We start from the raw sequence: 13,339 nt of genomic DNA on the forward strand, positions 1-13,339 counted from the left end.
AAAACCATAAAAATTATCTGCAATTCTATGAAATCTCAAAAGGTCACTTTCACAAAGTTTTGCTTCAAAAAGGTCACCTGAGGGTCACCAATAAAAGAAAAAGCACCTACAAAATATTTGTAAGTGCTTGATTCTTAGTGTGGACCAGCCAGGGCTTGAACCTGGGACCTCCAGATTATGAGTCTGTTGCTCTAACCAACTGAGCTACAAGTCCGACATTTTGAATGTGTTTCAAAACTGCTGCAAAAGTAAGCCTTTCATCTGAAAACTGCAATAGTTTGCGCAAAAAAAATAATAAAAAAAGCATTTTAATCATTCTTCTTTCAAGATATATTGTAAATTTGCGCCACTAATGTTTAATTTTCAGATATATGTCATCAAAATCTAACGAACCGCATCTTACGGGACTTACTGATCAGGAAGTTCTCAAAAGCCGCGAACAGCATGGAGTGAATCTGCTGACTCCCCCCAAACGTCCTTCTATCTGGAAACTTTACCTCGAAAAATTTCAGGACCCTGTCATTCGGGTGCTGCTTGTGGCCGCTGTTTTCTCTCTGATCATTTCTATCATTGAAAACGAATACGCTGAAACAATCGGCATCTTTTTTGCCATCTTCCTGGCAACCGGAATCGGATTCTATTTTGAATATGATGCCAATAAAAAGTTTGACTTGCTGAATGCCGTAGGAGAAGAAACTCCAGTAACGGTCATCCGGAACGGGAAAGTCCATGAAATACCACGCAAAGATGTAGTGGTGGGAGATATCGTTATCCTAAACACGGGAGAGGAAGTGCCTGCCGACGGAACGCTTATAGAGGCGGTTTCTCTCCAGGTAAACGAATCTAGTCTGACAGGAGAGCTGATGGTAAATAAAACCACAGACGAAGCTCATTTCGATGAAGAAGCGACTTATCCTTCCAATACGGTCATGCGCGGTACAACAATAACGGACGGGCATGGAATCATGCGGGTAAACCGCGTAGGCGACGCAACAGAAATCGGCAAAGTCGCACGTCAGGCAACCGAACAGAGCCAGGAACAGACTCCGCTGAACATCCAGTTGAGCAAGCTGGCCAACCTCATCGGCAAAGTAGGATTCACGATCGCTGCCCTTACATTTATTATATTTACAGGAAAAGATCTCTATGCCTACCTCAACGCAAATGTTGTAAGCGACTGGCACCAATGGCTGGATATTGCGCGCATCGTACTGAAATATTTCATGATGGCAGTTACACTGATTGTTGTAGCCGTGCCCGAAGGACTCCCGATGAGCGTTACACTGAGTCTGGCTTTGAACATGCGCCGCATGCTGAAAACAAACAATCTGGTGCGTAAAATGCACGCTTGCGAAACAATGGGTGCCATTACCGTCATCTGCACAGACAAGACCGGCACACTGACACAAAACCTGATGCAAGTATACGAAGCCAAACTTGACGAAAGCAACCCGGACCTGATAGCCGAAGGTATTGCCGCCAACTCTACGGCCTTCCTTGAGGAAAAAGGCGAAGGGGAAAAGCCGTCAGGTGTAGGAAATCCCACAGAAGTAGCTTTGCTGCTTTGGCTGAACGGAAAAGGAAAGGACTATGTGAAGTTACGTGAAAACGCAAAAGTTGTCAACCAGTTGACATTCTCCACCGAACGCAAATACATGGCAACCTTAGTTGACTCCCCAATCCAGGGAAAGCGCATATTATATATAAAAGGTGCGCCCGAAATCGTAATGGGGAAATGCAGCCTTAGCAAAGAAGATATAGCAAAAAACAACGAACAGCTGCTTGCCTACCAAAACAAGGCTATGCGTACATTGGGACTTGCATATAAATATGTAGGGAATAATGAGTCAAACGACTGTGCCGAACTGGTTAATCAGGGAGGAATGACTTTCTTGGGAATTTTTGCCATCAGCGATCCTATCCGTCCGGACGTTCCTGACGCAGTCAAACGCTGCCAGTCAGCCGGAATAGGCATCAAGATCGTTACCGGTGACACTCCGGGAACAGCGACAGAGATTGCACGCCAGATCGGCCTGTGGAAACCGGAAGATACCGAACGCAACCGAATCACAGGAGTAGAATTTGAAGCGCTGACTGATGAAGAAGCTCTCGAGCGCGTACTCGACTTGAAAGTAATGAGCCGTGCCCGTCCGATGGACAAACAGCGTCTGGTCCAGCTGCTCCAGAAGAAAGGGGCCGTAGTTGCCGTAACCGGCGACGGGACAAACGATGCGCCGGCATTGAATCATGCACAGGTAGGCCTGTCTATGGGAACAGGAACGTCAGTAGCCAAAGAAGCCAGCGACATCACCCTGCTCGACGATTCGTTCAACAGCATCGCGACAGCCGTCATGTGGGGACGTTCGCTCTACAAGAACATCCAACGTTTCATCGTGTTCCAGCTCACCATCAATGTGGTAGCCTTGCTGAGCGTACTGTTTGGAGCCTTCTTCGGGACATCACTCCCGCTGACTGTCACCCAAATGCTTTGGGTAAACTTGATTATGGACACATTTGCGGCCATGGCTTTAGCATCAATCTCGCCAAGCATGGATGTTATGAACGAAAAGCCTCGCAAACGGACAGACTTCATCATCACCCCTGTCATGCGGAACAACATTTTCGGCGTCGGCCTGGGATTCCTCGTCATTCTGATGGGCATTCTCTATTACTTCAAGACACTGCCGGGAGGAGTTCTGCCGAATGGAGAAATGGATGTTCATTACTTGACCATCTTCTTCACAATCTTCGTAATGCTCCAGTTCTGGAATCTGTTTAATGCAAGTGTATTCGGAACAAGCCACTCGATATTCCGCGATGCAAGCCATGCTTTAGGAATGCTCGGCGTTGCGCTGATTATCCTGATCGGACAGTTCATCATCGTCACTTTCGGCGGAAAAGTGTTCCGAACCGAACCGCTTTCGCTGAACGAATGGCTGTATATCATAGGCGGCACATCATTTGTTTTATGGATTGGAGAAATAGCAAGAGGTATCAAACGACTGAAAAAAAACTGAAGACACCGTGAATCCACAAATTCATAACATCATCTTTGACTGGGGAGGCGTACTGATTGACCTCAACACAGAAGGTTGCATCCAAGCTTTCGAACGGCTGGGAGCCGATGTCAAGACACTGCTCACGGGCACAAACGAGCTGGGAGTATTCAGCGCATACGAATCCGGTGCGCTGGATACCGCCGGCTTCCATCAGGAAATCCGCCGGATCATCGGGAAGGAAGTAGCAGACGAAGACATCGACAAAGCATGGAATACCCAATTAAAGTCTATTCCCCCTGAAAAGTTAGAACTGCTGCTGGAACTTGGTTCGCATTATAACCTATACCTGCTGAGCAACACGAACGAACTGCACTGGCTCTGCGGGGCAAAAGCCTTCAACTACAATGGATACAAAGTGGAGGACTACTTTAAACACATATTTCTGTCTTTCCGGATGCATTTGGCCAAACCGGATCCTCAGATATTCATCGCAGCGCTCAAGGAAGCCGGACTAAAAGCCGATGAAACTCTCTTCATCGATGATTCTGAGGCAAACTGCCAGGCAGCATCTTCAGCCGGCCTCCATACTTTTCATTATATCCCGGGCGGTGACCTCCGTGCAGTATTCTTTTGAGCCGAGCATCCTAAACCACCGATAATTATCAAACGGAAAAATGATTCTGACAGACAGTACCAACCACAAACTTCCTCCATGCGTCGCCACGATCGGATGCTTTGACGGAGTTCACCGAGGACATCGCTATCTGATCCGCCAGGTTTCCGAAACAGCCAAAAGAGAAGGTTTATGTTCGGCACTGATTACATTTCCTGTACACCCAAGACAGGTTATGCATGCAGACTATCAGCCCCAGCTTTTATCTTGCCTGAAACAAAAAGAAGAGCTGCTGTCTTTTACAAGTGCCGACTATTGCCTGATGCTTCCATTCACAGAAGCACTTTCCCAACTGACAGCCTATGAATTCATGCGGCTGCTCCATGAAGAATATCATGTGCAAACATTGATCATCGGATATGATCATCGCTTCGGACACAACCGGAGCGAAGGATTCGAGAATTATTGCAAATACGGCAAAGAACTTGGCATGGAAGTCGTACAGGCAAAAGCATTGACTGAGGACGGACAAAGCATCAGCTCTACCCTGATACGGGAACTGCTGAAAAAAGGGGATGTTAAAAAGGCTAACCAATATTTAGGATATTCCTATTATATAAGCGGGACTGTCATCGACGGATATAAAGTTGGGCGCAAGCTGGGATTCCCAACGGCCAATCTGAAGCCTTCATGCGCAGAAAAGCTGATTCCTGAAACCGGAGTATATGCTGTCTACGCATATATAGGCAATGACACATACCCCGGCATGCTGAACATCGGCTACCGTCCGACACTCAACAACGGAAAAGACATGAGCATCGAGGTACATCTCATAGACTTCAACGATGACATTTATTACAAAGAAATGAAAATAGAATTTGTGAGCCGCATACGACCGGAAATGAAGTTTGAAGACATCAACGCATTGACTGCACAATTGAACAAAGACAAAGCAGCCATTGCCCGGCTGCTCGCTTCCCGATGAAATACAAAAGCCGGAACTACCCTACTTTCACAACAATTCCGGCCATTGTCAATCCATATTCATGTGCTAGCAACCTTCCTTCCCTACTCACATTGGCTTGATAGAAACAGCCACTCCACCGCTTGGAGCAAGGCGCTGTTTCAGCACCGTCTTGCTATTCACTTTCTTCGAGAAGATTACATAATCTTTAGGGGTTGTCCTCCAGTCCGCTTTCTCCCCATCTGCATAAATAACGGCCCGATAATTCTTTCCCCGGGGCAAAAAGCTCAAATCAATTGTAGCTTCCCTGCTGTTTTCATCAGTGATTCCCCCGACATACCATTCATCTTTCCCTTTAGCCTTCCGCGCAATGGTTATATAGTCACCGGGCTCCGCTTCCAGAATATACGTATCATCCCAATCAACCGCTACATCTTTTATAAACTGAAAAGCATCCGGATATTTCTCATAATTTGTATATAAGTCTGCTGCCATCTGGAGCGGACTGTACATCGTTACATAAAGAGCAAGCTGTTTCACAAGCGTTGTACTAAGCTTTGCCTTATTCGAACCATAAACCGACAAATCTCCTTCAAAAATTCCCGGCGTATAGTCCATCGGGCCACCCATCAGCCGTGTAAAAGGCAAGATTGTCGTATGGTCCGGACGATTGCCTTTAAATGATTCGAACTCTGTACCGCGTGCCGACTCCTGCGCTATCCAGTTCGGATAAGTACGGCATAATCCGGTTGGGCGTACAGCCTCATGCGAATTAACCATCGCTTTATATTTTGCGGCCATCTTGACAACCCTCAGATAATGGTTTACCATCCACTGCCCGTCGTGATGTTCACTGCGGGGGATAATAGGGCCCACATATCCTGTTTTAACCGCATCATATCCGTGTTCAGACATAAACCGGAACGCATCTTCCATCTGCCGCTCATAATCACAGACAGATGAAGTCGTTTCATGGTGCATAATGATTTTCACCTTCTTTTCCGCCGCATAACGCTGCAGCTCACTTACATCAAAATCCGGATACGGCCGGGTAAAACTGTATATATGCTCTTTCACATAAGCAAAATTCGCTTCCCATCCTTCATTCCATCCCTCTACCAGCACGGCATCAAACCCGTTTCGGGATGCGAAGTCAATATATTCTTTTACATGCGCTGTATTGGCGGCATGTGTTCCATTAGGCATTTCTTTGGTATAATCGGTCTTTCCGATAACTATGTCCTGATTCTTCGTATAGGCCCACGTCGAGCCTTGCCCTGTAAAATACTCCCACCACACGCCTACGTATTTAACGGGATGTATCCAGGAAGTGTCTTCCAGTTTGCAGGGTTCATTCAGATTCAAAATCAGGTTGGATGCCAAAATATCTCGTGCATCATCACTCACGACGATTGTCCGCCACGGAGTAACATTGCCGGTTTGCATGAATCCTTTGGCTCCGTTCTTGTCGGGAGTAAGATGGGCACTTAGGCAAAATGACTTGTCATCCAAATTCAATTGCATCGCCGGATAATCAACTAGCGCCGCCTCGTGTATATTAATATACAGTCCGTCCGCAGATTTCAGCATAAGCGGTGTCTGCACAGCCAGATCAGGCGTAAAACTTTTGACCGCCAAAGGCTCCTGCCTTACGCTGTCTGTCAAAAAGGCAACTTCCGATAAAAGAGAAGTTGTAGTAGGATATTCGTTCGTATCATAGTCACCCGGAAGCCAGAATGCCTTATGGTCACCGGTCAAGCGAAACTCCGTAACCTCCTCTTTCAACGTAAAGTTGCGCAAATCCTCTTGCACAGGAAATTCATAACGGAAACCCAGTCCGTCATCAAAAAGACGGAAACGGATATTCAGCAGCCAGCCGGTATCTTTCTGGCGCAAAGCAACAAACAGCTCCTTATGATGATCCCGGATATCACGGTATTGCCCCAATACCGGATGCCAGACCGTATCTGCCTCGCCCGTCCGCTCTTCAATTTGCTCAAAGTCTTTGCAAAACACAAATTCAGGACTGACGAGGAAGCCCATTCGGCTCTCTTTAATAACCTCCCGTCCTTTATATTGAAGAGAATAGACAGGAGTTCCGTCAGACAAAAGACGAAAATCCAACGACACATTACCATCCGGGGAAGTCAAAACCTGCGCCTTTATGGTTCCCCAGACAGCGAAGCATAACAAGATACATACTGATACAAAACGTTTCATCTGTGTAAATGATTTTATGATTAACATTAGCCTGTTCAATTCTTCAAGCCGAAACAAAGCAAGCTTCAAGACAGCCTCTATCTATAGAACAGTTCAAAAGCATATTACACTACATCCCGACCAGCAAACGTCTGCTTATTTATCGTTTTTTATGTTTTCGGCCAATGCGGACAAAATGAAAAAAGAACAATAAAACGGCCAGCCACAATCCGCTAAGCACTGCCAGACAGCGCACCAGCATCTTGCCGCCATCATTTCCGTAAAACCTACAGAATATGCACGAACAGCCATTTCCTGCATGTGAAAAATAAACCACAAGCATCCATGCAGTCACAACAAGCAAAACAACGATTCCCCATGAAAGCCACAGCCTGCAGCCTCGGCCTGCTACTGCTGTCTTATGCACCAATTTTACCATATTTCCAGAATTTGAACAAAGCTACTCCGGAGAAAGCAGTCCGTCAATACCTACTTATTGGTATACTGCCACATAAAATACTAATAAATAAGGATAAAACGGCAAACAAAATATCTGATATATCAAGAATTATCAGTAACTTTGCGCCGAATTTGATATTAAAAAAACGAATGAAGACATTTGAAGAACTTGGCGTTTCCCCTGAGATACGCAAAGCGATTGAAGAAATGGGGTATGTGAGCCCCATGCCTGTACAAGAAGAAGTGATTCCTTACCTGTTGGGAAACGGTAATGATGTAGTAGCTCTGGCTCAAACCGGAACGGGAAAAACAGCCGCATTTGGTCTGCCGCTGATTCAAAAGACTGATGTGACACGCCGCGAACCGCAAGCGTTGATACTCTGCCCTACTCGCGAACTTTGCCTGCAGATAGCCGGTGATTTGACCGATTATTCCAAGTACATTACAGACTTGAAGATTCTGCCCGTATATGGAGGTTCATCCATCGAAAGCCAAATACGCAGCCTGAAAAAAGGCGTACATATCATTGTAGCTACACCGGGCCGTCTGATTGACTTGATGGAACGCAAGGTTGCCAAGCTTGAAACCATCAAGGATGTGGTTATGGACGAAGCAGACGAGATGCTGAACATGGGATTTACTGAAAGCATCAATGCCATACTGGAACATGTGCCGCAGGACAGAAACACGTTGATGTTCTCTGCAACCATGAGCCCGGAAATCTCAAAGATTGCAAAAACTTATCTGCATGATGCAAAAGAAATTACAATCGGAGTCAAGAACGAGAGCACCAAAAACGTGCATCACGTTGCATATATCGTACATGCAAAGGACAAATATCTTGCACTGAAACGCGTTGTGGATTACTATCCGCAAATCTATGGCATCATTTTCTGCCGCACCCGCAAAGAGACCCAGGAAATTGCCGACAAACTGATTCAAGATGGATACGATGCCGATTCGCTCCACGGCGAACTGAGTCAGGCCCAGCGTGACCTTGTAATGCAGAAGTTCCGCCAACGCCATCTCCAGCTGCTGGTGGCAACCGATGTGGCTGCACGCGGACTTGACGTAAACGACTTGACTCATGTCATCAACTACGGACTCCCGGAAGACACGGAAAGCTATACCCACCGAAGCGGACGTACCGGACGCGCCGGGAAAACAGGTATCTCAATAGCCATCATCAACCTGAGAGAAAAAGGAAAGATGCGCCAGATCGAACGCATCATCAACAAGAAATTTGAGGTAAGTCCGCTGCCGACAGGACAAGAAATATGCGAACAGCAGCTTGTGAAAGTAATCGATGAAATCGAGAAAGTTAAAGTTAACGAAGAAGAAATCGAAACCTTCCTGCCGAGCATTTACCGCAAGTTTGAATGGCTTAGCAAAGAAGACCTGATCAAGCGCGTGGTGTCTATGGAATTCAACCGTTTCCTGGACTATTACAAGAACGCTCCTGAGATAGATCAGCCCAGCGCAGCAGAAAAAGGAGAAAAAGAAAAAGGCCGCAAAGACCGGAAAGAACGTAAAGACCGCAAGGAACGAGGTGAAAGAAGCCGCAAAGCGGAAAAAGGCTATACACGTCTTTTCCTTAACGTGGGCAAGACAGACGGATTCTATGCCAACCAGATTATTGACTTGATCAACCACAATGTAAAGAACGAACGCATCCAGATCGGACGCATTGATCTGATGCAGAACTTCTCATTCGTTGAAGTAATCGAGTCACAGGCTTCCGTACTGCTGAAAGCGCTGAACAAAGTTACGTTGAAGAACGGACGCAAGGTAGTGTTGGAGGTAGCCAGTGAAAACACCGGGAACAGCGACAGCAGCGGAAAGAAACGCAGCCGCGGAGAAAAAGGTGGAAAAAGGGAATCTTCTTCAAGGAAAGCCAAACCCGAACAAGCTCCGGCACAGCACAAAATGAAAAAAGACGACTGGATGCAGTTCTTCAACGGCGGATCAGACAATGAAGAAGGCGACTGGTGGGAAAAGCCAAGCAAGAAGAAAAGAAAAAAATAAGCTACAAGTTCAACAGATTATACAATAAAAAGAACGTGCCGCGAATGTATTTATTTCGCGGCACGTTCTTTTTTACAGGCCTCATTCTACAATCAAATGCACTTTGTCTGCTCCGGTACGGGCTTTCAGCCAATCGTTCATCTTGCGTTTTTCCGGAGCCGAAGGCGCATGCGTGCAGCCTACAATCGCAAACGTAACGGTGTCCATCCGCGCACTGTCGATAAGCATCTGAAGACTTTTTGACACAGACAGCGTCTTAACCATCGGGAAAAGCACTTTCATCTCCTTCCCCATTCTTAAATCCACCTGGGATCCGCTAAAGGCATCCAAGGCCCGCTTTATCGAGTCCAGTTCCACACGCTGTTCCGAAAGCTGCCTCTCGCTGTTATGGTAGAAATCCTCCATCACCATCGACTTGATATTGCTGATGTCCACCGCATTATTGTTTCCCAGACCTTGGAAGACCACAAGTTTTGTATTGTCCAGGCTGTATTTATCCAAACGGTTGCGAGCCTCAACGATCTGATTTTCCGGAATCTCCTTTCCAACCAATACAACCCGAATCTCACGCTTCTCATAAGAAATGTCACGGCTTAGAATCTGCGAATCGGGAAACTGAAGTTCCTGGGTGATGAAACGGTTCGCCGAGGTCTGATAAAAGGTTTCACGCACGATATTATAAGTAAGGTATACAGCGGGGCACATCGTGGCGATCGTAATCCATACGATATATCGTTTGACAATCCTTTCGCGCTCCTTATCCACAAACTGCTTGCGTTCGAAACGCATCAGCCGGACTCCGATATAAGTGGCCAGACTGATGAACACAGAATTGATGAAATACAGATAGAAAGCACCCAAGAAATACAGCAGATTGCCCGTAGCCAGACCGAAACCCGCCGTACAGAGCGGAGGCATCAATGCCGTAGCGATGGCAACACCCGGAATCACATTCCCCTTCTCTTTTGTCGCCAGAGCCACTATCCCTGCCAAACCGCCCATCAAGGCGATGAACACATCATAAATAGAAGGAGAAGTACGGGCAAGCAGTTCCGACTGCACCTCATCAAGCGGAGTGAACAAAAAATAGAGGGTGGCCGTAACCACACTGAACAAGGTAGTCACCGCATAGCTCTTCAACGACCGCTTCATCAGTTCAAAATCGTTCAGACCGATTGAAAGACCGATTCCCATCGTAGGGCCCATGAGCGGAGAAATCAGCATCGCTCCAATGATTACCGCCGTTGAGTTTACATTCAATCCCAACGAAGCGATAACCGTGGCAAATATCAGAATCCACAGGTTCGTTCCCTTAAACTCAACTCCATTGCGGATGTACTCAACGGTAACCTGCTCGTCCTCCTTGCTGCGGTGCAGATCAAGATACTCTTTCAGAAATTTACGGACCAGAAAGTTCCGCTTGCTGTCTAATTTCATAACTGTATAATAGGATTTAATGTTTTATTTGATGAAACGGTTGATGAAGGGAATCGCGCGCAAAGGCAAATCCTTTCTGACAATATAGGCAACAAATACCAGAATCAGCAACGTATGGAACGCCAGACGCAACGGCACATTGGCAATCGGCACTTTTTCTGAAAGGACAAAAAGCACTGCCGCCAGAACCAAATAGGCCGCCATATCCTTCAACGGATAATCCACCGGATATTTCTTCTGGCCGATAAGGAAGGAAAGCAAAGTGATGATTCCATACCCGGCTACAGAAGCCCAGGCCGAAGCGACATAACCGAACCTTGGGACAAGCCACACGTTCAGAGCCAATATCACCGCACAGCCTATCAGCGAGAAGTAGGCTCCCCACTGCGTTTCGTCAGTCAGCTTATACCAGAACGAAAGATTGAAATAGATGCCTTTGAAGATTTCGGCACCCATCACAATTGCCACCACGCTCAGGCCCTCCCAGTAGTCACGGGCCACCATGTATTTCAGCAGATCCATATATCCCATAACGGCAAGAAAAGCAAGCAGCGAAAAGATGAAGAAATACTTCATTGCCGAAGCATACATCATCCGGTTGTCGCCCTCCTTGTTTTTTCCGAACACAAAAGGCTCGTAAGCATAGCGGAAAGCCTGGGTGAAGACCGCCATAATCAACGCGACCTTGCTCGCGGCACTGTAAATGCCGAGCTGCACCAGCCCTTCCTGGCGGTCATCGAAAAGAAAAGGATAAATCATCTTGTCGATTGTCTGGTTCAGAATACCCACCACACCGAATATCAGGATAGGAAACGAATAGCTGACCATCCGCTTCATCAATGCACTGTCCGCCCGGTAAGAGAAGCCTCTCAGTTCAGGAATAAAGAAGAACATCTGCACACCCGACATAATCAGATTAGACACAAAAATGTAGCCTACCAGATAATCCGGGTCATAGAACCATGACACCGCATCCGGACAACGGACGTACAGCCACGGGCAAAGCAGCAGAAAAAAAAGATTCAGCAGAATATTCCCGACGATATTGAACAGCTTGATGGCGGCAAACTTCACGGGACGCTTCCTGTAGCGCAAATAAGCGAACGGAATGCACTGAAAAGCGTCAAGCGCCACCACCACAATCATCATCCCCACATAATCGGGATGATCCGGATACTCCAGCAAGCTCGATATGGGTCCAAGAAATATCATGCAGACCGTCACAAACAGCAAAGACAATCCGCCGACAAACAGCAATGAATTGGCATAGACCTTTTCCGGCTGCTCATCGCTCTTGTTGGCAAAACGGAAGAATCCGGTTTCCATCCCGAACGTCAGCAGCACCAGTATCAGTGCCGTATAGGCATATACATTCGACACAACGCCATACCCTCCCGATGCTGCCGGCAGAACCGACGTATACAGAGGGACAAGCAGGTAATTCAAGAATCGCCCCAGAATACTGCTTACTCCATAGATGGCAGTATCCTTAACCAATGATTTCATTCCGGCCATAGGCTTATTCAGTCAAAAAAAGTTCGTTCTATCGTATATTTGTTCTTTCCCAAGTGCTTGTAGGCAAGATCGGTCACTTCACGTCCGCGGGGAGTACGTTTCAAGAAACCTTCCTTGATGAGAAACGGTTCATACACTTCTTCCAGCGTGCCCGGATCCTCTCCCAAGGCCGTGGCAATGGTAGTCAGACCCACCGGACCTCCCTTGAACTTGTCAATGATCGTACACAGCAGCTTGTTGTCAATCTGATCCAAGCCATACCGGTCGATGTTAAGCGCCTCCAACGCATAGCGTGCAATCTTCAGGTCAATCCGTCCGGAGCCTTTCACCTGGGCAAAATCACGCACCCGCCTCAGCAAAGCATTTGCTATACGAGGCGTTCCGCGGCTGCGGGATGCTATTTCTCCGGCAGCGTCCGTATCGCAAGGAACTCCCAGGATGCCGGCCGAACGAAGCACAATCCGCGACAGCACCGAATCGTCATAATACTCCAGATGGAGGTTGATTCCAAAACGGGCACGAAGGGGGGCCGTAAGCAACCCGCTCCGCGTTGTGGCTCCTACCAGCGTGAAGGGATTCAGGTCAATCTGGATACTGCGAGCCGACGGACCTTTATCAATCATGATATCAATCCGATAATCCTCCATAGCCGAATACAGATATTCCTCCACGACGGGACTCAGGCGGTGGATTTCATCAATAAAAAGCACATCGTTCGGTTCCAGACTGGTCAGCACGCCGGCCAGATCGCCGGGCTTGTCAAGCACCGGGCCTGAAGTCACCTTAAAGCCGACGCCCAGCTCGTTTGCTATGATATTGCTCAACGTGGTTTTTCCCAGACCGGGAGGGCCGTGAAGCAGCACATGGTCAAGCGCCTCCGCACGAAGCCGGGCGGCCTTCACGAAAATGCGCAAGTTATCGACCACCTTGTCCTGACCGCTGAAATCTTCAAACCGGAGAGGACGGAGCGCATTCTCAAAGTCCCTTTCATTTCCGGTCGGCTTATAATCTCGTATATCAAACTCTTCTTCCATTCATTTTCAGATAAACAATGCAAAATTAAGAATATCTGCGAAGAAAACAGAAGGATTGTCGTATATTTGTTTTCCGAAGACAACTAATAGCTGA

At 47.2% G+C, this 13,339-nt stretch carries 8 protein-coding genes and 1 tRNA gene; 4 read left to right on the forward strand and 5 right to left on the reverse strand.

Features of this window, described 5'->3' with window-relative positions; genetic code table 11:
* Window positions 1-140: 140 nt before the first annotated feature.
* A tRNA-Ile gene (locus tag NW212_RS13000) sits at window positions 141-214 on the reverse strand.
* A 157-nt stretch (window positions 215-371) separates the two neighbouring features.
* Here NW212_RS13000 and NW212_RS13005 point away from each other — a divergent pair.
* The 3 genes from NW212_RS13005 to NW212_RS13015 are packed head-to-tail and all read left to right on the forward strand — an operon-like array spanning window position 372 to window position 4,597.
* Window positions 372-3,017 carry a calcium-translocating P-type ATPase, PMCA-type gene (locus NW212_RS13005; RefSeq protein ID WP_258339069.1) on the forward strand — a complete coding sequence of 882 codons (2,646 nt, stop codon included), beginning with the start codon at window positions 372-374 and terminating at the stop codon, window positions 3,015-3,017.
* A 7-nt stretch (window positions 3,018-3,024) separates the two neighbouring features.
* Window positions 3,025-3,633, forward strand: a complete 609-nt coding sequence (locus NW212_RS13010; RefSeq protein WP_258339070.1) for an HAD family phosphatase — start codon at window positions 3,025-3,027, stop codon at window positions 3,631-3,633.
* Between the two features lie 40 nt (window positions 3,634-3,673).
* Window positions 3,674-4,597, forward strand: a complete 924-nt coding sequence (locus NW212_RS13015; protein ID WP_258339071.1) for a bifunctional riboflavin kinase/FAD synthetase — start codon at window positions 3,674-3,676, stop codon at window positions 4,595-4,597.
* A gap of 87 nt (window positions 4,598-4,684) precedes the next feature.
* Here NW212_RS13015 and NW212_RS13020 read toward each other — a convergent pair whose 3' ends face one another.
* Window positions 4,685-6,796, reverse strand: coding sequence for a glycoside hydrolase family 97 protein (locus tag NW212_RS13020; protein ID WP_258339072.1), 2,112 nt, complete (start codon window positions 6,794-6,796; stop codon window positions 4,685-4,687).
* Window positions 6,797-7,384: 588 nt separating this feature from the next.
* Between NW212_RS13020 and NW212_RS13025 the strand changes: the two genes are divergently transcribed.
* Complete coding sequence (locus NW212_RS13025) at window positions 7,385-9,259, forward strand: DEAD/DEAH box helicase (RefSeq protein WP_258339073.1); 1,875 nt, start codon at window positions 7,385-7,387, stop codon at window positions 9,257-9,259.
* A gap of 81 nt (window positions 9,260-9,340) precedes the next feature.
* Here NW212_RS13025 and NW212_RS13030 read toward each other — a convergent pair whose 3' ends face one another.
* From NW212_RS13030 to ruvB, 3 genes are read right to left on the reverse strand one after another with little or no spacing between them, the layout of a single operon-like run.
* Window positions 9,341-10,696: a TIGR00341 family protein gene (locus tag NW212_RS13030; protein WP_258339074.1), complete on the reverse strand. Its 1,356-nt coding sequence runs from the start codon at window positions 10,694-10,696 to the stop codon at window positions 9,341-9,343.
* 24 nt (window positions 10,697-10,720) lie between these two features.
* Window positions 10,721-12,211 carry an oligosaccharide flippase family protein gene (locus NW212_RS13035; protein ID WP_258339075.1) on the reverse strand — a complete coding sequence of 497 codons (1,491 nt, stop codon included), beginning with the start codon at window positions 12,209-12,211 and terminating at the stop codon, window positions 10,721-10,723.
* Window positions 12,212-12,219: 8 nt separating this feature from the next.
* The gene (gene ruvB / locus NW212_RS13040) at window positions 12,220-13,245 is read right to left on the reverse strand and encodes a Holliday junction branch migration DNA helicase RuvB (RefSeq protein ID WP_258339076.1); all 1,026 of its coding nucleotides are present in this window, start codon (window positions 13,243-13,245) and stop codon (window positions 12,220-12,222) included.
* Window positions 13,246-13,339 lie beyond the last annotated feature (94 nt).

The sequence above is a fragment of the Bacteroides sp. ET225 genome (assembly GCF_024733745.1).
GTDB classification, from domain to species: domain Bacteria; phylum Bacteroidota; class Bacteroidia; order Bacteroidales; family Bacteroidaceae; genus Phocaeicola; species Phocaeicola excrementipullorum.

Coding starts and splice junctions, on each gene's coding strand:
- NW212_RS13005 (WP_258339069.1), top strand. CDS start 372: ATGTCATCAAAATCTAACGAACCGCATCTTACGGGACTTACTGATCAG.
- NW212_RS13015 (WP_258339071.1), top strand. CDS start 3,674: ATGATTCTGACAGACAGTACCAACCACAAACTTCCTCCATGCGTCGCC.
- NW212_RS13020 (WP_258339072.1), bottom strand. CDS start 6,796: ATGAAACGTTTTGTATCAGTATGTATCTTGTTATGCTTCGCTGTCTGG.
- NW212_RS13025 (WP_258339073.1), top strand. CDS start 7,385: ATGAAGACATTTGAAGAACTTGGCGTTTCCCCTGAGATACGCAAAGCG.
- NW212_RS13030 (WP_258339074.1), bottom strand. CDS start 10,696: ATGAAATTAGACAGCAAGCGGAACTTTCTGGTCCGTAAATTTCTGAAA.
- NW212_RS13035 (WP_258339075.1), bottom strand. CDS start 12,211: ATGGCCGGAATGAAATCATTGGTTAAGGATACTGCCATCTATGGAGTA.
- ruvB (WP_258339076.1), bottom strand. CDS start 13,245: ATGGAAGAAGAGTTTGATATACGAGATTATAAGCCGACCGGAAATGAA.